Origin of the sequence: Enterococcus canintestini (assembly GCF_001885735.1) — a bacterium.
Lineage (GTDB): Bacteria > Bacillota > Bacilli > Lactobacillales > Enterococcaceae > Enterococcus_C > Enterococcus_C canintestini.
Genome location: NZ_JXKG01000010.1, coordinates 13037 through 36905, shown reverse-complemented (window position 1 = coordinate 36905; position 23869 = coordinate 13037). Strand labels below are relative to the sequence as shown.

The 23869-nt window shown below is 34.1% G+C and carries 24 protein-coding genes and 1 riboswitch; of the genes, 5 read left to right on the top strand and 19 right to left on the bottom strand.

Features of this window, described 5'->3' with window-relative positions; translation table 11 throughout:
• Positions 1-172: 172 nt before the first annotated feature.
• The 8 genes from RU96_RS07300 to RU96_RS07265 all read right to left on the bottom strand — a co-directional run bounded on the left by RU96_RS07300 (position 173) and on the right by RU96_RS07265 (position 8718).
• Positions 173-1657: a helix-turn-helix domain-containing protein gene (locus RU96_RS07300; protein WP_071864882.1), complete on the bottom strand. Its 1485-nt coding sequence runs from the start codon at positions 1655-1657 to the stop codon at positions 173-175.
• A gap of 282 nt (positions 1658-1939) precedes the next feature.
• Positions 1940-3331, bottom strand: a complete 1392-nt coding sequence (locus tag RU96_RS07295; RefSeq protein ID WP_071864881.1) for an L-cystine transporter — start codon at positions 3329-3331, stop codon at positions 1940-1942.
• A gap of 463 nt (positions 3332-3794) precedes the next feature.
• The gene (locus tag RU96_RS07290; protein WP_071864880.1) at positions 3795-4724 is read right to left on the bottom strand and encodes a mechanosensitive ion channel family protein; all 930 of its coding nucleotides are present in this window, start codon (positions 4722-4724) and stop codon (positions 3795-3797) included.
• Between the two features lie 315 nt (positions 4725-5039).
• The gene (locus RU96_RS07285; RefSeq protein WP_071864879.1) at positions 5040-5639 is read right to left on the bottom strand and encodes an Asp23/Gls24 family envelope stress response protein; all 600 of its coding nucleotides are present in this window, start codon (positions 5637-5639) and stop codon (positions 5040-5042) included.
• A gap of 47 nt (positions 5640-5686) precedes the next feature.
• Positions 5687-5884 (bottom strand): DUF2273 domain-containing protein, encoded by a 198-nt coding sequence (locus RU96_RS07280; RefSeq protein WP_071864878.1) that lies wholly within the window; start codon positions 5882-5884, stop codon positions 5687-5689.
• An 11-nt stretch (positions 5885-5895) separates the two neighbouring features.
• A complete protein-coding gene (gene amaP, locus RU96_RS07275) occupies positions 5896-6459 on the bottom strand; it encodes an alkaline shock response membrane anchor protein AmaP (protein ID WP_071864877.1) in 564 nt (187 codons plus the stop codon).
• A 15-nt stretch (positions 6460-6474) separates the two neighbouring features.
• A complete protein-coding gene (locus RU96_RS07270) occupies positions 6475-6723 on the bottom strand; it encodes a GlsB/YeaQ/YmgE family stress response membrane protein (protein WP_071864876.1) in 249 nt (82 codons plus the stop codon).
• Between the two features lie 537 nt (positions 6724-7260).
• A complete protein-coding gene (locus RU96_RS07265) occupies positions 7261-8718 on the bottom strand; it encodes a peptide MFS transporter (protein WP_071864875.1) in 1458 nt (485 codons plus the stop codon).
• A gap of 423 nt (positions 8719-9141) precedes the next feature.
• Between RU96_RS07265 and RU96_RS07260 the strand changes: the two genes are divergently transcribed.
• Positions 9142-9753, top strand: coding sequence for a DUF4867 family protein (locus RU96_RS07260; RefSeq protein ID WP_071864874.1), 612 nt, complete (start codon positions 9142-9144; stop codon positions 9751-9753).
• Positions 9754-9904: 151 nt separating this feature from the next.
• Here RU96_RS07260 and mgtA read toward each other — a convergent pair whose 3' ends face one another.
• The 10 genes from mgtA to rpsP all read right to left on the bottom strand — a co-directional run bounded on the left by mgtA (position 9905) and on the right by rpsP (position 19507).
• The gene (gene mgtA, locus RU96_RS07255) at positions 9905-12559 is read right to left on the bottom strand and encodes a magnesium-translocating P-type ATPase (RefSeq protein ID WP_071864929.1); all 2655 of its coding nucleotides are present in this window, start codon (positions 12557-12559) and stop codon (positions 9905-9907) included.
• A 425-nt stretch (positions 12560-12984) separates the two neighbouring features.
• Positions 12985-13154, bottom strand: a riboswitch (M-box (ykoK) riboswitch).
• 527 nt (positions 13155-13681) lie between these two features.
• On the bottom strand, positions 13682-14029 hold the full coding sequence (rplS, locus tag RU96_RS07245; protein ID WP_071864872.1) for a 50S ribosomal protein L19: 348 nt from the start codon (positions 14027-14029) through the stop codon (positions 13682-13684).
• 137 nt (positions 14030-14166) lie between these two features.
• Entirely contained in the window at positions 14167-15357 is a 1191-nt protein-coding gene (locus RU96_RS07240) for a TIGR00341 family protein (RefSeq protein WP_249024161.1), read from the bottom strand.
• 264 nt (positions 15358-15621) lie between these two features.
• The gene (gene trmD, locus RU96_RS07235) at positions 15622-16371 is read right to left on the bottom strand and encodes a tRNA (guanosine(37)-N1)-methyltransferase TrmD (protein ID WP_071864870.1); all 750 of its coding nucleotides are present in this window, start codon (positions 16369-16371) and stop codon (positions 15622-15624) included.
• Positions 16361-16882: a ribosome maturation factor RimM gene (gene rimM / locus RU96_RS07230; RefSeq protein WP_071864869.1), complete on the bottom strand. Its 522-nt coding sequence runs from the start codon at positions 16880-16882 to the stop codon at positions 16361-16363. The genes trmD and rimM overlap by 11 nt, the downstream gene beginning before the upstream one ends.
• Before the next feature lie 72 nt (positions 16883-16954).
• A complete protein-coding gene (locus RU96_RS07225) occupies positions 16955-17488 on the bottom strand; it encodes a DUF3267 domain-containing protein (protein ID WP_071864868.1) in 534 nt (177 codons plus the stop codon).
• Positions 17489-17704: 216 nt separating this feature from the next.
• Positions 17705-18484, bottom strand: coding sequence for a hypothetical protein (locus RU96_RS07220; RefSeq protein ID WP_071864867.1), 780 nt, complete (start codon positions 18482-18484; stop codon positions 17705-17707).
• 121 nt (positions 18485-18605) lie between these two features.
• Positions 18606-18869, bottom strand: a complete 264-nt coding sequence (locus RU96_RS07215; RefSeq protein WP_071864866.1) for a hypothetical protein — start codon at positions 18867-18869, stop codon at positions 18606-18608.
• A 108-nt stretch (positions 18870-18977) separates the two neighbouring features.
• The gene (locus RU96_RS07210; protein WP_034864609.1) at positions 18978-19223 is read right to left on the bottom strand and encodes a KH domain-containing protein; all 246 of its coding nucleotides are present in this window, start codon (positions 19221-19223) and stop codon (positions 18978-18980) included.
• 11 nt (positions 19224-19234) lie between these two features.
• On the bottom strand, positions 19235-19507 hold the full coding sequence (gene rpsP / locus RU96_RS07205; RefSeq protein WP_016171544.1) for a 30S ribosomal protein S16: 273 nt from the start codon (positions 19505-19507) through the stop codon (positions 19235-19237).
• Between the two features lie 255 nt (positions 19508-19762).
• On the opposite strand from rpsP, the gene RU96_RS07200 reads away from it, so the two are divergent.
• Positions 19763-20311, top strand: coding sequence for an NADPH-dependent FMN reductase (locus tag RU96_RS07200; RefSeq protein ID WP_071864865.1), 549 nt, complete (start codon positions 19763-19765; stop codon positions 20309-20311).
• A 134-nt stretch (positions 20312-20445) separates the two neighbouring features.
• On the opposite strand, the gene RU96_RS07195 is transcribed toward RU96_RS07200, so the two are convergent.
• A complete protein-coding gene (locus RU96_RS07195; RefSeq protein ID WP_071864864.1) occupies positions 20446-21033 on the bottom strand; it encodes a DNA-3-methyladenine glycosylase I in 588 nt (195 codons plus the stop codon).
• 243 nt (positions 21034-21276) lie between these two features.
• On the opposite strand from RU96_RS07195, the gene RU96_RS07190 reads away from it, so the two are divergent.
• From RU96_RS07190 to RU96_RS07180, 3 genes are read left to right on the top strand one after another with little or no spacing between them, the layout of a single operon-like run.
• On the top strand, positions 21277-21660 hold the full coding sequence (locus RU96_RS07190; protein WP_071864863.1) for a GntR family transcriptional regulator: 384 nt from the start codon (positions 21277-21279) through the stop codon (positions 21658-21660).
• A complete protein-coding gene (locus tag RU96_RS07185) occupies positions 21657-22535 on the top strand; it encodes an ATP-binding cassette domain-containing protein (protein ID WP_071864862.1) in 879 nt (292 codons plus the stop codon). The genes RU96_RS07190 and RU96_RS07185 overlap by 4 nt, the downstream gene beginning before the upstream one ends.
• Positions 22536-22550: 15 nt before the next feature.
• The gene (locus RU96_RS07180; protein WP_071864861.1) at positions 22551-23768 is read left to right on the top strand and encodes an ABC-2 family transporter permease; all 1218 of its coding nucleotides are present in this window, start codon (positions 22551-22553) and stop codon (positions 23766-23768) included.
• Positions 23769-23869 lie beyond the last annotated feature (101 nt).

Sequence of the window (23869 nt, the reverse complement as noted above, 5' to 3'; positions counted from 1 at the left end):
AAAAAACAACAGAAGTTCTTTTATTCTTTATTTTATATTTGCATGCGCGGGTATAAATGGCTAAAAAACGCATCAGCTCAAAAATAATTCACAGCCCTCAATTTTTGTTTCAACTTTAAAATCATTTTACTTAAGTTTGTGACCTTTATTGTTTACTTAGCACTAACCTAATTTATCTGCTGTTATCTTGTTTAACATACTGCAGTATTTCTTGGATATTTAAATCCGGATGAGAAACATTAATGTAAAACAGTTGCTCACTTTTAATTAAATCACCAATTTCATAATTGCTTAACACAATATCAAATTGACTATCCTTATTCCAAGCAGTGGCATATAAATTAGGATACTTATTTAACTCATATAAGTAATAATCTGTCATTTGACGAGCAAGTAACTGATTACCCACATAATAAATACCTACACGATACAACGCTTCTTTTTTTTCTTGTAAATATAGAAAAGCACGTCCTAGATCCCCTTTTAGTGGATCCATAATTTTTTGATAATTAAATAACTCAGGAAAACGATTTTCTAGTTGCAAAATAAGTTGTTCAAACTGTCTTTTTTGATTGATAGCGTCTAATTCATCGAGATAACGATTAAAAAAGATCGTTTGATCCATCATAATTTGCCCTTTGAATAAAATATTCTGCCAAATAGACTTGAGTACATTGTATACAATGTACTCATTTTCAGCTGCAGAAGTTTCTGTTAAATCAAAAAAAGTTTGAACAAAATTGTAACTAACAAAGTTATGATAGCGACCTAATGCATTCAATTCTCTAAATAATAATGAATCTGAAGAAGAAAAATGATGGCTCATAAAAAAGCAAATCAAGCGACTAATCTCACTATCTTGTTGGCTGGGAAAATAGGGCAAATACTTTTGACATAAATCTTGTAAAATTGTAAAACTCTTTATCGCTTTTATTCCTGCTACAAAACTCTCACGATTCCCCAAATTGCGAATCTCTTCAACAAAATCCGACTCACTGGTTGAATAATCCTTTTTACGTTCTGTTCGAACTTTTACTACCCACAAGTACATCGTCAATTCATGTAAAAAGGAATAGTTTACTCTAATTTCCAGCTGTTCTTCTAAATCTACGACAAAATCAACTGGCAACAATCGCCCTTGGAAAGACTCGATTTTTTCCACAGGTAAAGTATGAAAAAATAAAGAGCTAAAAAAGTGACGAATTTGCAGTTCTGAACCATGAATTTGATTATTTTTTATAATCAGATTAAATTCAGCTATCAATTCATTTAGTTCTCTAATTTCAGCATAGTAAGTCGCGATACTTAGACCGTTGGAATCACAAAAGTAATGGATATTGACGTTTTCTTGCTCAAAAATTTCCTTTAAAATTTTATACTTGCGAGAATAGAGCATCAGATACTTAGTAATAAAACTTAAATTTTGCGTTAAATCAATATGTAAGTGATATTCGTGATTAGAAGCCGTTAGATTAAAACCGTCCATCCTTTTAAAAATCGCTTGAATATCTGCCACCAGTTTTAACAGAGTTGGACGTGTAAGTGACAGTTTTTCAGCAACTTCTTTTTTTGTGGCATGGTTTCCTTTTTGGGTAAGATAGCGGAGAAACTCCATAATTTTTTTATCCCAATCATTTAGAAGTTCTCTTCTGTACATAATATAACCTCTTCTCTAGCTTTAAAATCCAGCAATGTAAGTCAGCTTCCAATTTAAAGCAAAGTAATTATAACATAGACATCGAAATAAAATTTCTAAAACCTGATAAAAAAGCAGAAATATCATTATATTTCCCCAAAAAATATCCTCTAACACGATGGAGAATTAGACTGTCGCTGTAAAACAATATAACACTCAAATTTCCTTTTCACAAAAAAAGGCTAAAAAAGTTGCACCTTTGTGGCTAACTTTTTTAGTCTTGTAGTTCCTTATTCTTTTAAACTATGCTTGTGTATCAATTACAGCATCTGGATTTTCTAACACCTTACGATCGATTTCTTTAATACGTGTAGAAGTTACAATTCCAGCGACCATTGCATCACTCACGTTAATTGCTGTCCGTGCCATATCAATTAACGGTTCAACAGAAATAACCAAACCAACAATTGCGATTGGTAAATTCAAAGAACCTAAAACAATTAAGGAAGCAAAAGTTGCACCGCCACCGACACCAGCAACACCAAATGAACTGATTGTCACGACTGCTACTAACATTAATACAAATTGGACACTAAAAATATCTATTCCTGCAGTTGGTGCAACAATAGTGGCTAACATCGCAGGATAAACGCCTGCACAACCGTTTTGCCCAATGGAAATACCAAAGCTTGCCGCAAAATTAGCAGTCGCATCGTCCACACCAAAAGCTTTGGTTTGTGTTTCAATGTTTAACGGCATCGCGCCAGCTGAAGAACGTGAGGTAAAAGCAAAACTCAAAACAGGCATTGCCTTTTTCAAATACGTTACTGGGTTTACTTTGACAAAACTTAAAACTAGTAAATGAACTAGCATGACCACAATTAAAGCACTATAAGAAGCAAGAATAAATTTACCTAAATTGACAATCGCAGCAAAATCGCTTGATGCCAGCACATTAGTCATTAATGCAAAGACGCCGTATGGTGTTAAGCGTAATACTAATGTTACAATCCGCATCACAATTTTATAAAGACTATCCATTAATTTTGCAAAAAACTCGGCTTCTTTAGGCGCTTTTCTTTTCACACCAAGATAAGCGACTCCAACAAAAGCAGAAAAGATAACTACACCAATTGTACTTGTCGCTCTAGTTCCCGCTAAATCAGCAAAGACATTCGTCGGGATAAAAGATAAGATTTGTTGTGGAATCGACAAGTTTTGTACTTGCGTTTGGCGTTCTGCCAACTCAGCGATCCGCGCAGACTCAGCTGCACCTTGTGTAAAAGAAGCACCATCTAAATTGAACAATACAATACTTGTATACCCTATTAAAGCTGCAACAGCGGTGGTTGCAAGTAAGGTAGCCAAGACAGTAAAACTAATTTTCCCTAATTTATTGCTTTCTTTCATGCGGGTAAAAGCACAAACAATCGAGACAAAAACAAGTGGCATAACCAGCATTTGTAAGAGGCTGACATACCCATTTCCGACAATCTTAATCCATTCCAAAGCACCAGTTACAACGGCATCTTTAGTTCCAAAAATTAATTGTAGTGCCCCGCCAAAAATGATACCGGCAAAAAGTGCTACAAAAACGCGGGTTGAAAATTTCAAGTGTTTTTTTTGTTGGCGCCAAAAAACAAAAAGTAACGCCGCAAAAACCAGCAATACAGCTATGATCCATACAGTAGTCATCAAATACCCCCAAATAATTCCATTAACATTTTTTGTGACAATTATCGTTTTTCTAAAAAAAGAATTTCGATTTACTTATTATAAGTTAGTTTACTTTATCTGTCTGTTCTCACGGCTTATAAAAACGCTTTAAAAATCAATTTGTTTTTATTAACTTAGCGAAAGTCAAATTCAAAAAATTTTTTTATGAAATATAGGAAATTCGCTTAACATTTTAATATCCTAATGTTCAGTCTAAAAAGAGTGACCGCAAAAAACAGTAGCTAATCTACTTATTTGCAGTCACTAATCCTGATCTATTTCTAAATTAATTTATTTCCTAAATCTCAAAAAGAAACATCGGAACAAACTCCTATTTCATTGAAGCTAAAATGAAATAGCTGACAGCGCCACCTATATATAATAAAAACGTCATCTCAAAGCCAGTAGACAATACTGGTAGCATTCTTAGTAAAAAGATACCTTAACTAACGCTCTCATTATTTTTAATGAAGTACATGCGTTGACCGGCCATTTGAATAGCAGCATCTTGGAGGGCCGATAATATTTCTTGATGTAATTTAGTCGCAACCGTTGTCCCTTTTGTGTAGTAAACTACATAACGTGTTTTTAGTAGCACGCCATTTTCATTCACATCCACAATTTGAACCGGTTTTAACTCGCCATCAAAAAGTTGTAATTGTTTTAACACAACTTCTTTATATAACGGATCAGCTAAATATTCTTTTTCAAAATTTTGATAATAAGTTAAGAGAATATCCGTTATAATTTTTTGCGCCTTTTGCCAATCACTTTCAAAAGCTAATAAATAGCTAATTTCTTTCCAAACAAAAGGAGTCACATCATTGTAGTTGTAAACAGCTGTCGTTAAGATTTTACTATTTGGAATTTTAATTGTACGGCCAGTTGGTGCTTCTGCTTCAAACCAATTACTAATTTCCATTAGCGTAAAATACAATAGCCCAACGGAAATTACTTCTCCTTTGATTGTATCGATTTCGATGCGGTCATAAATTCGAAAATGATGTTTATTAACGATTAAAAACCAGCCGGCAAGATTACTGATTAACCCTTTAATAGATAACGAAATAATGACACCAATAAAGACGAGTAAAATGATAAGTGCATCAAGCGCATTTAACCACAAGCCTAATAAGCTAATCAAAAAGAAAAAACGTAAGACAAAATGAGTCAGTGTGTTCACGACATTTACTAGCTTAATATTGGTAATGATTTTACGCCAAAACTTTTTAAAAAACCATTCTAAAAGGATTAAAAGCATCAACAAAATAACAGATATACCACTTTTACCAGTTAATTGATTAGGATCTTTGACATTATCAATTATTTCAGTAAAAATTTTTTCCAAAAAATCACTGACTTCACTCTCCATTTTTCCCCTCCTGTCTTCGTTTACTTTTATGTTACGCTATCTCAGAAAGTTAGACAAATAAAAGCATAAAAGTTTGTGACAGAAGCGACCAGTTTCAAGAAATAAGATAGAACCCCCGAAAAAGCTACTTTTGTCACACGTTTATTCGGAAATAGGAGATGTGACAAAACTTTTTTCACACCCGCTCTCAAATAATAACCTAGATGTGTTCATTTTACTTTATGTAAAAATCATCGCTCCTTTTAGCTATAAAAAAAGCGACTGGAAAGAAAATATCACTTTCTTTCCAGTCTGGCTGATAGTCTTTACTAATTTTTATTCAACGCGTGGTTCTCTTGCTTCTTGGACATTTTCTTTTACATCTTGTGCGCCATCACTGACTTTATCGCCAGCTTTTCCTAACGCTGCTTTGGCTTTTTCAGTTTGTTTTGAAGCAAAATCACCAGTTGCAGACGCTGCATCTGACAATTGATCTTGAACAGTTACAGAATCTTTTTCATGTTGTGCTTTTGTTTTTACATCTACAACATCCACATTTACTTCAATCACATCTAAACCTGTCATCTTTTTAACTTCACGGGCGACAACTTCTTTAATTTGATCGTAAATGTTGGTAATATCTTTACCATATTCAGCTACAATTGAAAGATCAACAGCAACTTGTTTTTTACCAACTTCTACATCAATACCTGAAGTTGGGTTATCTGTATTTACTAATTTTCCAGCGATATTGGAGAAGAAGCCGCCATCAACAGTTAGTAAACCACTAATTTCATCTAAAGCAATCCCGATGATTTTTTCAACGACTTTATCGTCAAAAGTCAATTCACCTTTAATTCCTTCTGCTTTTTCTACTGGTGGTTTTGGTGCTACCGGTTTTGTTTCTGGTTTCATGTTTGGTGTTTTGTTTTCCATGCTTAATTCCTCCTAAATATTTCTTAACCGAACTTGCGGTTTATTACCTATTTTTTATTTTTTGAACGAAATTGTTCGAAAAATCCAATTGATTGCAGATAAAAGCCCAAGTATAAACCAATTGCTGTAAATATTATTAAAAGCAATGTTTTCAAAATGCCAATCGTAAGGATTAAAATTGCCAATAATAAACCAAGGGCTCCGCAAATCAAAGGATATTTATATTGTGCGACTAATTCTTTCATTATTATCCCTCCTATTGAACTCTTGGTTCGTCATCTTCGTATTTTTGTTCACGAAAATCTTTAAAGACAACATCGGTTACGATTTCCTGTTTGGCACCGAATAACTGGTTTAAATCATTTTTAATTTTATCTGACAAAACTTTTTGTCGCTGCGTTGTCTGAAAGACTTTGCGCATTTGACCACTAACGTAGATTTTAATTTTCTTTTTCTTAATTACCGCTTTAACATTTGGATTGGCAATAAATGGTTCTTCTTTCACTGCTGTTAAGACATAGTTTTCAATCGCCTTTTTCTGAATCGTTAAATTACCATTTTCAGTCTCAATTTCTAATTGATTGCTGACTTTTGGGAAAAAGATTATTACAAAAATACAAATGACAAGTAAAATCAACAATCCAGCAGCTGTCCAAAATAGAAACTGTCCCATTACACTACCCACAAAAGGATAAGCATTAAAAGGCAATAATGAAAACGATAGATTTGCAACATATTGCGTTGTAATTAACGTATGCATTAAGGGAAAGAACAAGAAAAAGATAACTAAAAGTAAGACTACCTTCATACTTTTTCGCATACAATCACATCCTTTTTATGCTGCTTTTCGTCCGAAGAAAAAGGACACGACGGCAACTAAAATTACTGCTCCAATTAATGAAGGGATGATTGCCATTCCGCCAATCACAGGTCCCCAGCTACCAAATAACGCTTGGCCAATTGCCGATCCAACTAAACCAGCTATGACATTGTAAATTATCCCCATTGAAGAACCTTTGTTGGTAATTGCACCAGCAATCGCACCGATGACACCTCCAACAATTAACGACCATAATAAGCCCATAAATAAAACTCCTTTCACTTTTTATTTAAACGTTCATCTAAAACGTTTACGTTTGATCAATCTCTATAAAAATCATAGCATTTACTGAAAAAAATATTAAACAAAGTGTACTTCATAAATACAGAAATAATTATAAAAAAACAAAAAATTTGTGAATTAAATTGAATATATTTTCTAATCTATACTGGAATTGTCTTTCAACAACCCCATTAAACCATGACGTCGCCAGTCTATGAGGAATTAATTAAAAGAAAAGAAAAATAGCGGTTCTATTTAAAAAATTCGCTCCTTTTATATAAATAAAAAAACAGAATAAAATGTTAAGAATTTCTTAAGACGATTTTTCTTTTCAAAATCTGAAAGTAAAAAAAATAATTTTATTACTGGTAAAACTCCTATTTCACAAATTGCCTAAAATCAAAGAATTCAAAGTATTTCAGCCATAAGAAAAGATTCTTTTTATAAAATGCAAGTATGCAAAAAAAGAGATTGAAAATGATTTTTAAATCATTTTCAATCTCTTTTACAAAATACATTTTAGTGAATATTGCCGATTAAGCGACGAATAGGTTTTTTTGCACTGTATAATAAAATACCGACTATTACTGCCACCCCACCAACTATTGCAAAGTAACTACCTTCTGTACTAGGTGAATAAAACCGCGTAATCTGAGCATTAATTGCTTGTGAAGAAGCATCTGCTAATAGCCAAATTGCTAAAGTTTGTGCTTCAAACGCTTTAGGGGCTAATTTTGTAGTCACAGATAAGCCAACCGGTGACAAGCACATTTCACCTGCAATCATAATAAAGAAACTAGCGACTAGCCACAATGGACTGACTTTTTCATTTACACCATAAATTAAACTTGGAAACATTAATAATACAAAAGATAGTCCGGCTAAAATTAAGCCAATTGCAAATTTCACTTCTGTTGTTGGTTGTTTTTTACCCAATTTTGTCCATAACCAGACAAACACAGGTGTTAATAGCACAACAAATAATGGATTTAAAGTTTGGTATAAGCTAGCAGGAATCGTAATTCCAAAGATAGTTGCTTGGGTACGGTCCGCTGCAAATAAAGCCAAAATAGAAGAACCTTGCTCTTCTAGTGACCAAAATACAATCGCTGATAAAAATAAAGGAATGTATGCCAATACTTTTTTCTTTTCATCTGCTGTTACGTCTTTTGAACGTAACATCGTAGTGAAATAATAAATAGGCAATAAAACACCTAAAATACTTACACTATCAATGAAAAAGTCAACGTCTAAATGATTGGTTAACGCTGCTCCACCAAAAATAATAACTACAGCGATCAATGCGATAAATAGGTTACGGAAAAATTTCTTTCGTTCTGCGCCAACAAGTGGATTTGCGACTTCTACCCCAACGTTAGCTAAGGTTTTCCGCCCTTGCAGACGATATTGTACTAACCCAAAAAACATACCGACAGCAGCAATAGAAAATCCTAAGTGGTAATTAACTTTTTGACCTAAAGTCCCCACAATAATCGGCGCAATTAAACTACCAATATTAATCCCCATATAAAAAATCGAAAAAGCTGTATCACGTCTTAAATCTTCTTTAGAATACAAATGCCCAACCATGCCGGAGACATTTGATTTTAGCATCCCTGTGCCAATTACAATCAAAATCATTGAAATAAATAGCGCTGCTAAGCCAAATGGCGTTGCTAAAACGATATGGCCAAACATAATGAAAATACCGCCATAAAAGACTGTTTTGTGAGAACCTAGAAGTCGATCTGAAATCCAGCCCCCAACAATACTTGACATATAAACCATTGAACCATAAATAGACATAATCGCCACAGCTGTTGCCTTTGGTAAACCCAGACCACCATTTGTGACAGCATCGTACATATAATAAAGTAAAATTGCCCGCATACCATAATAGCTAAATCGTTCCCACATCTCAGTGAAAAAAAGCGTCGCAAGCCCTCGTGGTTGCCCCATAAAAGTTTTTTCTTCCATATTAAAGCTCCTTTTGCTTCAGTATTTTAAATAGATAAATTTTTCTGAAAATTCACAGGGACTAGTTTATTCTTTTCATTTATAAATTTCAAGAATAATTAACTGAGAGAAATTTATTTAAATAACCACCATTTTTAATGTCAATGAGAATTTTAAATTTTGTTTTTGCTTCATCAGTTTTAAATCAAGATTTTTCAATTTTTTTCATGAGACAAAAGTTATTTTTTTCACATTAAGAGGGTAGTATGGGACTAAAAAAATATTCTACTTTATTAGTAAATATATCAGCTCAGATTTCTATCTTTATCGTATCAATCGATAAAAACGAACAAAATAAAACTAAAAATATTATAAACCAAACAAATTAATGCAAATAAAAACATTTGGGAGTAAAATAAAAAGGAAAGAAGAAAGGAGTAAAAAATGAAAACAACTCAAGATCCATCTTTTAAAACTTATGGCCGCACTATAACAGAATACGATTTTAGCAATATGGTGATCACGATGGAAGAAAAAAAGCTGATCGCCACACCAAAAGAAGGAAATCAATATCTCGCTTCAGTCCCAGCAATTGAAGCTTTACCAGAATTTGATTGGGTGCAAAAAAATATTTTTGCAGGCTTACCAATTCAGTTTGGTTCTGGCGCTGGACATAACAAAGCAATCACCGCCATTGAATTTCATCAAGGTAGTGAAGTAATTGTCGCACTTACTGACGCAATTTTGGTTGTAGGGCATCGTTACGATATTGTAGATAATACTTACGATGCAACTCTAATGGAAAGTTTTTTACTAGAAAAAGGCACTGCAATTGAACTATTCAGTACAACTTTACATTACAGTCCCATTGAAACAAATGAAGATGGCTACCAACAGGCAATTGCTTTAATTAAAGGGACAAATACCCCATTAACCACAGAAGTTGATAATCCTCTTGTTAAAGTAACGAATAAATTTATGCTTGTCCATCCATCCCGTACCGATAAAATTGCAGCTGGCTTTCAAGTGGGATTAATTGATAAACGAATTGAATGACTACCAATTTCTTAATTTGACAGTAATCGTTAATACAAAAGCAAAAAGACACTAAATTATAATTTAAGCTAGCAAAAAAGGAGTTGTTAATAACAGACTCCTTTTTTTGCTATACTGTATTTTCATTGTCTATAAACTTTACTTTTTATGCTCACAATAATTCTTGGTAACGCCCAATATAAAATCGTTTAACTAACGTAACTAATGTAAGATAAGCTATAATCGTCAGAATTAGCCATAACCAGTAATTCGTTGGTAATATCGCGAGCCCTAAATTGTGACCAAATGTTGTAAAAGGTAAAATAGAACCAATTAAAATTCCTAATGAAGTGATTGTCATCATAATAAACGAGCCACGACTTTGAATAAATGGAATTTTAGGTGTACGTAATGCATGTAAGACAAGCGTTTGAGACCATAGTGACTCCACAAACCAGCCAGCGTGGAAGAGAGCAATAAAAGCTAGTTGTTGTTGTGGGTTTAATGTATGGTAGTTTCCTCCGATTACAGCCGGACAAATAATAAAATACATTAATAAATACGTAGTAATATCAAAAACAGAACTTGTTGGGCCCAACCATAGCATAAATTTTCCAATTGTTTTAGCTTGCCAGCGTTTTGGCGTAACTAAATACTCATTATCCATCCGATCCCAAGGAATTGAAACACATGAGATATCATAAATAAGATTTAAAAAGAGAATTTGTAATGGCAACATTGGTAAAAATGGCAAGAAAGTACTAGCTACTAAAACTGAAAACATATTGCCAAAATTAGAACTTGCAGTCGCTTTAATATACTTCATAATATTGCCAAAAGTTTCGCGACCCAAAATAATTCCACGCTCTAAGACCATTAAATCTTTTTCCAATAAGATAACGTCTGCAGATTCTTTGGCGATATCAACTGCTGTATCCACCGAAATGCCGACATCTGCGGCTTTCATTGCCGGCGCATCATTAATGCCATCCCCAAGAAAACCTACAGTATGACCGTTTTCTCTTAAAACAGTCGTAATTTGTTGTTTTTGCTGTGGATTTAGCTTTACAAAAATATTGTTTTCTTCCACTAATTTACTTAGTTTTTGCTTCGATACTTTACTAAGATCTTCTCCACTAATAATATTTTCGTCTTTTAGTCCCACTTGTTGGCAGACAGATTTTGTTACTAATGCATTGTCACCGGTTAAGACTTTGACATCTACACCGTGATTTTTTAGTGTTTCCAATGCTTGTTTTGTCGTTTCCTTTGGTGGATCAAGAAAAGCTAAATAGCCGATTAAAACCATTTCAGCTTCATCAGAAATCGAAAACTCACCAACAACACTTGGATTAGTTTTTTGAGCTACGGCAATTACCCGCAAGCCATCTTCATTTAGCTCGTTCACTTTTTCTAAAACCTTTTGTTTAACCGCTTGTGTTAATGCCGTAATTTTGCCGTCAATCTCAACAAAACTAGCAATTTGCAGCATTTCTTCGACTGCGCCTTTTGTGATCATTTGTGTTTTTCCACTTGGATCTTCTACGACTACACTCATTCTTCTACGTTCAAAATCAAAAGGAATTTCATCCACCTTTTTATAACGAATTTTATTTGTGTCCAATTGCTTCCTAGCCGTTTCAATAATCGCAACATCTAATAAATTCTTTAACCCAGTCTGATAGTGGCTATTTAAATAAGCATGGCGTAAAACCCGCGCATCTTCATTACCATTTAAGTCCAAATGATATTCTAAAATGATTTTATCTTGCGTTAGAGTTCCTGTTTTATCCGTACACAAAACATCGATTGCGCCAAAGTTTTGAATGGAATTCAAATTTTTAATGACAGTGCCTTTTTTTGCCATAACAGTAGCACCCTTAACCAAATTGGTAGTCACAATCATTGGTAACATTTCTGGAGTTAAACCGACAGCTACTGAAAGTCCAAACAAAAACGCTTCTAGCCAATCACCTTTAGTAAACCCATTGATGATGATTACGGTTGGTGCCATTAATGCCATAAATTTAATAAACACAAATGAGGTCTTTTTGATACCAGTTTCAAAACTGGTCTTAACCGGTGTACTAGCTAATGACTCTGCGATATTTCCAAATAATGTCTGATTGCCAGTCGCAATTACAATTCCTTTAGCACTTCCACTGACTACATTGCTTCCCATATACACCATATTTTCATAACTAGTTTCTGTATTACGTTTCGTGATAAGTGCTTCGGCACGTTTTTCGACCGGGTAACTCTCTCCTGTCAAAGCTGATTGTGAAATAAATAAATCTTTTGTATTTACAAGACGCATGTCAGCCGGAATCATATCTCCGGCAGCTAATTTTACAATATCCCCACAAACAATTTCTGACATCGGAATTTCAACATATTGATTTTCTCGTTTAACTGTAGCTGTCACTTTAACTAAAGACTTCAACTTTTCTGCAGCTTGATTAGAACGAACCGACTGAATCAAAGTCATAGTACCACTAATTAATACCATCGCAAAAATTATCCCACTACCAAAAAAATCACGTTCTTCAGGAGATGCAATAACAACATCTGTCACAAATGATGTAATCCCAAGCCCAATTAAAACCAAAGTAAATGGCGTAATATACGCTTTTAGTGCTTCAATGAAAAGTGGCATTTTCTTTCCATATGCAATTTTGTTATCCCCATATTTTGCTCTTTGGTCTTCAGCTTGTTCAAAGGATAATCCTCTGTTGGAACTTTGAAATGTCTCAAAAAGATTGTTTACTGTCTTTTTGGCCATTAATTCATAATTAACACTATTTCGTTTTAGTTTTTTCTTTTCCATCTTCTCTTCCTTCTCTCCAATAAACATTCGCCACAATAAAATTCCTATCCCTAAAAATAGGACAAATTCTCCTAGCGTTTTCATAAAAAAACCTCCTGAGCTAGGGTTTGGAGAGCTGAGGAGTTAAAAACAAATAGACAATAATTGCCTTTTAGTTTGTTTTCCCCATTTCTGCAAACCCATGTTCTTCGAACTACTATCGTCCATTTGTTTTCATCTCCTCGTTTCAAAATGCTTTGCATATTTAGCAGTAATTACCACTTGGCTACTCTTACTTGTCCTTAAAAAATGTAAATTTAAAGCAACATCTTTTTTTTCTCCTTTCGCTTTATTGGAAAATCACAATCAGACCAACAAAAAAACGGCTTTTCGCAGTAAACTCCACGAAAAGCCGTACCATAATTATCAAAACACATGACAAATAGACGTTGATCTAATCGTTGAGTTTTGGCACTATACAACGTAAAGATAAACATCTTAGCTACCTTAAGAAGAGCCTTGTATTCGACAATTCCTGTTCTACCCATTGGCGTCTCTCGACATTTTTGGGCAGTAGCCTGTGTTTGTATAGGAGCCTCACCTAACAAATCATATTTTATTTTCCGTTGAAAGAATAACAAACGAAAAACAGCTTGTCAACCACTTATAAATAAAAATATTATACAATACTGAAAATATGTGTATTTATTCCACATTAATCTAGTATTTCTTTATTGTAAAAAATATTTTATAACAAGTTTTTATCTTGTGAATTTTATTGCTGTTATTTGAAAGTAAATACTGGGGTTAAAGTAGTAGTTGAACTGATTTATCTAATTCAAAATGTCCGATATGATTTTTTGAGGGTTGATGAGTACTACATATTTACCAAGAAATTTGTAAAACATTTCAAAGACGTAAACATTTAAAATAGCAAAATCACACAACGAATCTATCTGTATGTAACGAAAAAGCGAAAGAAAAACTAAAAACAGATTTGGAAAAATTGTAATAGCCTGCCCCTTTTTTGCCCCTTGCTGTTTTATAGCTAGTTTTTTTCATCTCATTTCTCCTAAATAATAACGACAACAAAAAAAGAACCCTTTACAGTTAAGGGTTCTTTTACCATTCGATAAGTTATTATTAACGACGGATTTCTTTGATACGAGCAGCTTTGCCGTGTAAAGCGCGTAAGTAGTACAATTTTGCACGACGAACTTTACCGTAGCGAACGACTTCAATTTTAGCAACACGTGGTGTGTGTAATGGGAAAGTACGTTCAACACCAACACCGTTTGATACTTTACGAACAGTGTAAGTTTCGCTGATACCAGCACCGCGGCGTTTGATAACAACACCTTCAAATAACTGGATACGTTCTCTTGTACCTTCGACAACTTTCGCATGAACGCGAACTGTGTCACCAGGACGAAAAGCAGGAATGTCAGTACGTAATTGTTCTTGAGTTAGTTCTTGAATCAATGGATTCATTTTTATCATTCTCCTTATTTCCAAACAATCTTAAGGTGCGTCACCTCAGCGGATTATCGTAATAGTTGAGTGAAACACTCACTCAAACATACTACCATATATCAAAACGAGATGTAAAGAAGAAATTCTTGTCAAATTCATTTTTTTAGTTCACTACTAATGTCATAATCAGTTTCAGAAATTAGTTTTTCTAATGATTGTCTTATTTGCTCTTGTTGTTGTTTGGTTACATCTGGCGCTAAAGTAACGGTTATTTTTCCTGTTTCATTATCGTTTGTAGTATGCGTGTCACTACTAACTTTTTTTATTTGAGTGGAATAATCTAAGAATAATTGCCGTTTCATCTCATCCATAGTATCTGATAAAGACTGACTGGGCTTCGTCGTTACGCGATTAGGTAGCTGTTGGTTTTGTATTTTTTGATCAATATAGTGATCGATATCTTGCATATTGATTGTCTCGTTATTGGCTACTTGATTAATAACTAATTGATAATCTCCCAGATGATAGTCGTTTAGTTTTTGATTCAACTGCTCTAATTCAGTGTCATCGGGCTTTCTTCCTAATAAGTCCAAAGTTAAAATTTGTTTGTTTTCATCAATATTTTGATTTAAAACATAATAATCAGCCATCGCATTATTAACAAATCCTTTTGCCCGTTGTTGCGACATTTCTGTTTGGATCAAATTTCCCGCTGAAATAAAACTGGGAATTGCAATTAAAACAGCTACTGCAACCATAAGATAATGCCGCCGCTTTTCCATTTTATTATCAACTGCTATTCGATAGTTTAAATGTAGTACCCGCACCACCAGAAATGTTGTAATCGTAATAAAAGCAACATTGACTAAAAATAAATATCCCGATCCAAAAAACATCCCCAAATCTTGGGTATAAATCGCATAGCCCATCACACATAGTGGTGGCATCAGAGCTGTCGCAATGGCTACACCGGGTACAATATTATTCGCTTCTTTTTGTCTGGCACCGATCATTCCTGCCGTGCCACCTAAAATAGCAATGATTGCATCCCAAATTGTCGGTTCTGTCCGTGCTAAAATTTCACTACTTGCATAAGTTAGCGGTGATAACCAAAAATAAAGCAAGGCACTTACGACTGCAAAAAGCGCTTCTAATACTAATAAACGTAGCGCGCGAATCGTTAAATGACTATCAAAAACGCCCAACCCCATACCTAGACCTTGGACTGGTGCCATCAATGGCGAGATTAACATAGCCCCAATTAAAATTGGTTGCGAGTTTATATTTAAGCCAATTGAAACAATAAAAATAGCACAAACTAAAATAACAAAATTTTCTTTTTTGATATTGACACCAGTAGAAATCTTTTCATAAAGCTCTTCATTGGTTAATGTCCCACTTTTGACGATAAGAAGCCCTCCTTTAACAACAGTTTCTCTTTTAATTGTACCAAGAGAAAAGTTTTTTATGAAATCTAAACACCATTAAAAAATCGCAATTGAACAATTTTACATTCAACCCGAGCTAAAACAAAAAAAGCCATGTACTTAACTACCGCAACTGTACAAACAGACAAAGTAGATAAGTATGGCTATTAGTTATAAAAAAAATTACGATTTCACAGATTGCTCTTCTTGTTTAATTTCTGCCAGCATTTTTTCCATTTCTTTAGTTAGAGGATAAGAAGCCAGCATATCCGGACGACGTAAATAAGTCCGTCTTAAGGATTCTTTCAATTGCCAAGCTTCAATTAATTTATGATTGCCATTCATTAAAACTTCTGGCACTTTCATCCCCGCAAATTCTGCTGGACGGGTATATTGCGGATGTTCTAGTAAACCAGTTGAATGAGAATCTGTTTTTGCTGAAGTTTCATTGCCTAAAACATCTGGTAAAAGGCGCACAGTAGCGTCAATCATCACCATCGCACCAAGTTCTCCACCGGTTAAAACGTAATCTCCTAAAGAAACTTCATCGGTGACAAGACTACGAATCCGTTCGTCATAGCCCTCATAATGCCCACAAATAAAAATCAGATGCTCTTCTTTGGCAAACTCTTCGGCAACTTTTTGGTCAAATTTCTTACCGGCAGGGTCTAATAAAATGACTCTTTTTTTTACGTTCGGAGTTGCTTCTTCAATTGCTTTTAAATTATCATAAATCGGCTGCACTTTTAAAAGCATCCCAGCGCCCCCACCATACGGATAATCATCGACCGTTTTATGCTTGTTATTAGCAAAATCACGAAAATTAGCAACATTAATTTCTAACAACTCTTTATCTCGTGCTTTGCCGATAATTGATTCTCCCATTGGTCCTTCAAACATGCGGGGAAACAGAGTCAATACATCAATCCTCATCGTCAATCAACCCTTCTGGCAATTCTACTTTTACGATACCATTTGCTAAATCAATCTCTTTTACAACTGAGGCAATGTAAGGAATTAAAGCATCTTTTTTACCCTTTCGTTGCACCACCCAGACATCATTTGCCCCCGGAGATAAAATTTCTTTTATCTTACCAATTTCTTTGTCATCTTCATCAACAACAATTAAGCCAATAATTTGATGATAATAATATTCATCTTCAGCCAGTTGGGCAAGATTGTCTTTAGCAACTTTTAAAATACCATCGCGAAATTTTTCAACATCATTGATGTTAGGATAACCTTCAAAAGTTAACAAATCAAAGTTTTTATGGCGACGGTGACCCGCTACAGTCAATTCTAGCGGTGGCATCCCTTCACGAAATAAAAATAGTTTTTCTCCTTTTTGATAGCGCTCATCGGGAAAATCTGTTTGCGAAATGACCCGCACTTCCCCACGAATGCCATGGGTGTTGACAATTTTTCCAACATTTAAATATTCCATTTTATAGCCTCTTTTCCCTTATTATCTCAAGTAAAATTTCTGATTCATTTTATCATGCCTCAGAGTTTTCTGCTAGCCTACTTTGTAGAGGTTCAATCCTACTTCAGTATCTTCTACTAATAAATTTTTAGGCGTCGTTAATAATAAATAGCACCAATAAAAATCGCCGACGCAAGCACCACTATGAGCCGCAATTAATAAACGTAGCCAAGTATATGGCCATACCCGCATGACAATAAGTAACAATGTCGTCAAAATGACAAAGGGGGCAATACTAATTAAAAAGAACTGCCATTTTCGATACAAAGATCCCGGACTAGTGGCGTATACCATTTGGTTTTTAAAGCCAAATTTTACTTTTCCGTTACGATTAAAAATCTTGAAAAAGATACCATGTATGCCCTCATGAAGGATTACCACTAATACAAGGCTAATGACAATAGCACAAAATTCAACTAAAAAAAATATACTTTTAAAGGGGAGCTGACTGATAGGTGGTAATAATAAAAGAACGTAGCAAACCGCCATCACTATTAGTGAAGCAATATTCAATTTTTTTATAATTTTTTCATCTTCTAATAAATTTAAATTACGATATAACTGCATAAACCAACCTACTTTTCTAACAATTGGACAAATCATTTTGGTAACGATACTTTTATTATAACATTTCCATATTTTTCTATCGCGATTACATCTAATAATTAAACAATTAGTAAAAAACAAAAAAATCCCCAAACAAAATCATCTTTGCCAGCTTCTAAACAGCTAAGCAGATAATTTTATTGGGGAAGAATTAATTTTAAAAGTAAGACAAATCAGCTATTTGTTCATCGAAACAGCCATTTCTAGAGCTGGAATAGTATCTTCATGGGCCACAGTATAAACAGTTTTACCTTCTTGCCAAACCACCTGATTGGCTTCATAACCGTTTTGGGCCATATCAATTGTAATTTGACCTACGTCTTTTGGCGCTGGCAAAGTTGCTTTTTCTAGATAATTGACAACTTCTTTTGCTAATGCAGTTCCGTCTTGACCGGCTACATTACTAGCCCGCACTAAAATTGACCAGTTACCTTCTTGCCAATTTAAATAAGTTGAACCAGCGGCACCTTGACTATAAGCGGTAATATTATGACCTAAATCAACTTTTTTGCCCCCGTCATCAAATTGATACGAAACAGCTTTTTTAGCCGCGGCTTTTGTGTCAAATTGCTCCATTTTATAGCGAGCAAAAGGCGTTTGTTGGTTTAAACTTTGATCATTTAACACTAATGGAGTATCCATAATGTAGTACAACACTGCTAAGCTGTCACTTTGTTTATCCATTGCAATATTTAAAGCACGATTTTCATCCCGTGGAATATCAGTGGGTAGTAATGCCTCGGGATTTTCCTTTTTTAATTCAGCCAAAGCATCTGTTTGCTTTGTGTTTGTACTATTTTTTGTACTTGTACTACTGCTAGTCGACTGCGTATTAGTATTTTTGGCAGTTGTTGTAACTGTCGTTTGTGCTTGATCTGTGTCTTTTGTCTCGGCTGCTTTTTGTCCGCAACCAGCTAAAGTTAAAAGTAATACACTCATTATGATTATCTTTTTCATTTTAACCCTCCAAATTTAAGACTTAAAATTTCATCTTTTTACGTCAATAAAAAAAGATTTATTGATTAAAATTAAGCGTACTCAATTTGAAGTCAGTTGACAATTAATACGACTTATCTTACTAGCCAATTTGATTAGAAACCCAATTACTGATGCTAGTAAACGATTCTTTCACAAAGTCGACACCACTGTTTAAGACAGATTCAATACCATTGGCATTAATTTGTGTTACCGCTTGGTTAAACCAATTGCTAATATCATCTTTAAAGACCCACACTAAAAAGATAGCCATTGCTAAGCCTAAAAAGCGCCATAAAAAAGAACCCAGTTTAAAAATAATAAACAAAATAATAATAATTGCTAAAATTACAAGCCATTCTGTCATCGTTTTTTCCTCCTCTTTTTCTTTTATTATCGCCTAAAAAAGTAATTTTTTCCTCCGTCTGAAGTATGAAAAAAGGCAGTTCCTAAAAGGAACTGCCTTAATCTTTGTTTATTTCCCGTCTAATATGTTTAGTCGGATTTTTTTGGTACCTTCCGTTCGTACACCATAGACAATGGTACGGATTGCTTTTGCGACCCGACCTTGTTTGCCGATGATACGACCGATATCTTCTGGTGCCACGCTCAAATTATATTCATAAAAGTCAGCTGACTCTTCAACATCAAGTTTCACAAGATCAGGCTGAGTAACTAACGGACGAACAATCGTCAAGACTAAATCAGTTAAATCAGTCATCATCAGTCACCTTATTTCGTATATTTTGCTTCGTGGTGTTTTTTCATAACGCCTTGTTTTGAAAGGATGTTACGAACAGTATCAGAAGGTTGTGCACCTTTTTGCAACCAATCAAGAACTAAATCTTCTTTGATTGTTACTTCTGCAGGGTCAATCAAAGGATTGTAAGTACCTACAGTTTCGATGAAACGTCCATCACGAGGAGAACGAGAGTCTGCTACTACGATACGATAAAAAGGTTTCTTTTTAGAACCCATACGTTTTAAACGGATTTTTACTGCCATTACAATTCCACCTCCATATAATTTAATCACAAGAGGTAGTTTAACAGGTTTTTTCTTTGGTGTAAAGAGTTTTTTCTTTACAGGTAAAATAATTTTTTTTAACGCTTAATTTTGTGAGCAATAATCAGTATTTCAAGTAAAAAAATATCGCTCGTTTTTTAACAAGACGTATCTTTTGTTTTCTGCCTACTTTTCTTGTTATGATTATGGTAACAAAAGTTAGTAACTCATAAAATTTTAGGAGGAATTGTATTTATGAAAACTATTGGTTTTATCGTCGGGAGTTTACGTAAAGACTCATACAACTTAGCGGTCGCTAAAGAATTTGCAAAACTATTACCAGCTGGTTTTGAGGCCAAATTCATTGAGATTGCCGATTTACCATTTTACAATGAAGATTTAGAAAATGATAATATGCCCGCAGCTTGGAAAAGATTTCGTTCCGAAGTTGCAGGTGTAGATGGTGTCTTCTTCTTCTCACCTGAATATAATCGTTCTGTCCCAGCGGCACTAAAAAATGCTTTAGATGTTGGTTCACGTCCAATGGGTTCAAGTGTTTGGGGTGGTAAACCAGCACTTGTTGTAACTGCTTCTCCTGGTGGTATTGGCGGTTTTGGTGCTAATCATCATTTACGTCAATCATTAGTCTTTTTAGATATGCCTACCTTGCAACAACCAGAAGCATATATCGGCGGCATTCATAATTTAGTTAAAGAAGATGGCACTATCGTGGAAGACACAGCGAAATTCTTCCAATTAATCGTTGACAAATATGTAACATTTTTCAATAAATTAACAGCTTAATTGATGATTAAAAATACCAAAACGACTTTATTGTCGTTTTGGTATTTTTTATTAGACAAGCTAGCCTATTTTCACCCTGCTTAAGACTAATAGCCTAATTTTTACAAGTAAACAAGGCTATTCTATTCATCTATTCAACTTTTCTTATCCATAGTTTTTTCTATAATCTCTTCATAACGAAAACAGGTGGTCAAATGATCATTTACAATTCCGATTGCTTGTAAAAAAGCATAAATAATGGTGCTACCAACAAATTTGAATCCCCGTTTTTTTAAATCTTTTGTGATTTCATCAGATAATGCAGTGGTCGCTGGAACTTCTATTGCTGTTTTAAAACCTGAAACAACTGGTTTTCCTGCCACAAAATGCCATAAGTAATTAGCAAAACTCCCCCACTCTTGTTGGATAGCTAAAACACATTTTGCATTTTGAATGGCTGCCTCAATTTTGCGTCGATTTCTTATAATACCTGCATTGTTCATTAATTCTGCCACTTTTTTATCATCAAAAGCGGCGACCTTTTCGATCACAAAATTATCATACGCTTCATCGAAAGCCTCACTTTTATTTAAAATTGTCTGCCAGCTTAATCCCGCTTGATTGATATCTAAAATTAATTTACGAAATAAATAGTCATCCCGATATTCCGGTACTCCCCAGACGGTATCATGATAATCTTTCATCGCAGCATTGCCAGATTTTGCCCAATCACATCGCTTCATCCTTTTCTCCTTTAATAATCATTTCTTTTTATTTTATCAGAAAATAAATTCTTTTCGAATTCAATAATAAAATATACAAATAAAATTTATTTGTAATCTGCTTAGCTGTATTTACGCTTTAAAAGTTGTTCGTTAAATTTTTTAGCCAAAAACCTATTGCATTTTCAAAGTGTACTGCGTATATTAGTACACATAGACACAAGATTGTTTTAAATAAAAATTATCACTAGAAAGGAGCGCCTCATGTTTACCATTGATAAAAACAGTAGCAAGCCTTATTACGAGCAATTGATTTTAACTATTAAGCATCAGGTTGTGACTGGTTTATTACAACCTGGGGATCGCTTACCCTCTGTCCGTGAATTAGCCAAAGATCTTTTAATGAACCCCAATACGATTAGTAAGGCCTATAAAGTTTTAGAAACTGAAAATGTTTTGATTACAGTGAAAGGTAAAGGCACATTTGTTAAAAGTCAGGAAAATATTCCCCGCGATGAAATGCGCATTAGCCAGCTAAAACAACACTTCCAAGAACTCGTCATCGAAGCGTTACAACTACAAGTTTCAGAAGCTGAACTAATTAGCTGGCTGAAAGATCCTCAATTTAAAGGAGAAAATTTAAAATGAAAATTAGACAACTAACAAAAATGATTGGAACGAAAACTGTCTTAACAGATATTGATTTTAGTTTGAATGAAAATGAAATTATCGGCTTAATCGGGCGTAATGGTTCTGGTAAGACGACTTTATTCCGCACGATTGCTGGCAATTATCTACCAGATGCAGGTGAGATTACGATTAACGGACAAAATATTGCTCGAAATAGTCAATTAAAAACTGAAATTTTTTATATTGATGAATTGGATAATTTTTTAAAATACTATTCCCTGCAAGCGATTAATGAATTTTATCGTACCGCTTACCCAAAATTTGATCAAGATTTGTATTTACAGCTATTAAAAGAACATGGACTCAATCCTAAAATGCTTTATCGCAAAGCTTCTAAAGGTATCCAAGGGTTATATCAAATGATTTTAGCGATTGCTTCAAATGCCAAATATTTATTACTAGATGAACCTTTTGATGGTTTAGATATCATTATCCGTAAAAAAGTCATCGGGCTTTTATTAACTCATTTGGCAGCAAATAATCGTTGTGCCCTCATTGCATCCCATAATTTACAAGAATTAGAAGGACTAATTGATCGAGCCTTATTATTAAAAGGACAGACAATAACCAAAGACTATACGTTAGAAAACATGCGAAAAAACGCCCGCAAACTTCAATTGGTTTTTCGTACCAAACAAGTACCACCGTTTATTAAAGAGAATTCAAAACTTATTACTATCCAAGGTAGAGTTATTGTGGCGGTATTTGAAAATTATACCGCTGAATTAGCAGCGCTCATTAAAAGCTATGATCCTTTAGTTTTTGAAGAACTGCCATTATCATTGGAAGATCTTTTTGAAGCAAACTTAAAAAACGAGCAGTTGCTAGCTTAGAAAAGGAGTTTACTTATGTTAAAAACAATCTATTTAAAACGATATGGCAAAGCACTCATCGCCTTTGCGCTAATAATTTTTGGTATTTACTTTTTGAATGCTTTTAGCGCGGTTTCAAATTGGCATTCTCAAAACAATTATCTTCATTCACAAGAATTTAAAGCGGAATATGAAAAGCACTCAGAAGCGTTTACTTATTGGAATAGTGAGAAAAATCAAGATACTCCTTACGCTTCTCGGCAAGATTATATTGCAGATCAACTTTATTTTTATCGTGATTCCTACCAAGCCCAACAAAATTCAAATAAAGAACATCAAAACTATAACCCCAAGACTGTTTATTATGGCATGACTGGACAAGGATATGCTTTATTAAGCTTATTGTTAGTCGGATTAGCAGGGTTTCTGATCTTCTTTATTGATGAAAAGACAGCTTTTAATCGTTTCTTATTTGCATTACCACAAAAACGCAGCCAACTTTTTACTCAAAAATTAATTTACGTAGCGCTCCCAATTCTAGGTAGTTTACTCTTTAGCCAACTTTTTTATATTTGCTATTTAAAACTAGGCATTCCCGCTCCATATTTAAATGTAACTTGGGGGCAGTTACTCCATTCGGTGGTAACTAGCTTTACCTTAAATGTGCTTTTATTTACATGTAGTATGTTCATTGGATCAATGGTCGGTAATTTGATTTTGGGACCATTAACTTGGGTAGGATTTGTCTTTTTTGCTAGCTTTTTACCCCCTGCTTGGAATAGTTTTTTAAATCTCTTTAATCGCCAAAATGCTGATCCGTTTTCATTTAATCCAGAGAATCTATTTATTTACACCATAGGAAAAACTGGTGGTTATTGGTGGATGATACCAATTTTTCTTGTGCTGATCTTTTTATTTTTAGGCTGGACTGCCCGTAAATATCGTACTCTTTCGTTAGAAAATGATGGCGATTATCTCTTACACCAAGATTCGCGCTGGCCGATTTGGGGCTTGATGTGGGTGTTTACGAGTTTTATTATAATAAACGCCTTTACAAATACGTGGCAACTTTACTTTATCTTAAAAGACAGCCAGGAAGCAGTCTCTTTTACACAAACAATTTTAAGTACCTTCATTACGATTACGATAATAGGAATTCTTCTTTTTGTTTTAGTTTTCTTTTCTGCTATCAAAACGAAGTGGGAGATTTATCGTGCTAAAAAGCACAACTTAAAAATAAATGATTTTTCGTAATAAAATTTACAAAAAACTAAAAATTTGAATTACAAATTGTAAAACGTCATGGAATCTGCTGTGACGTTTTATTTTTTGAAAGCATTTCTTGTTATACTAAA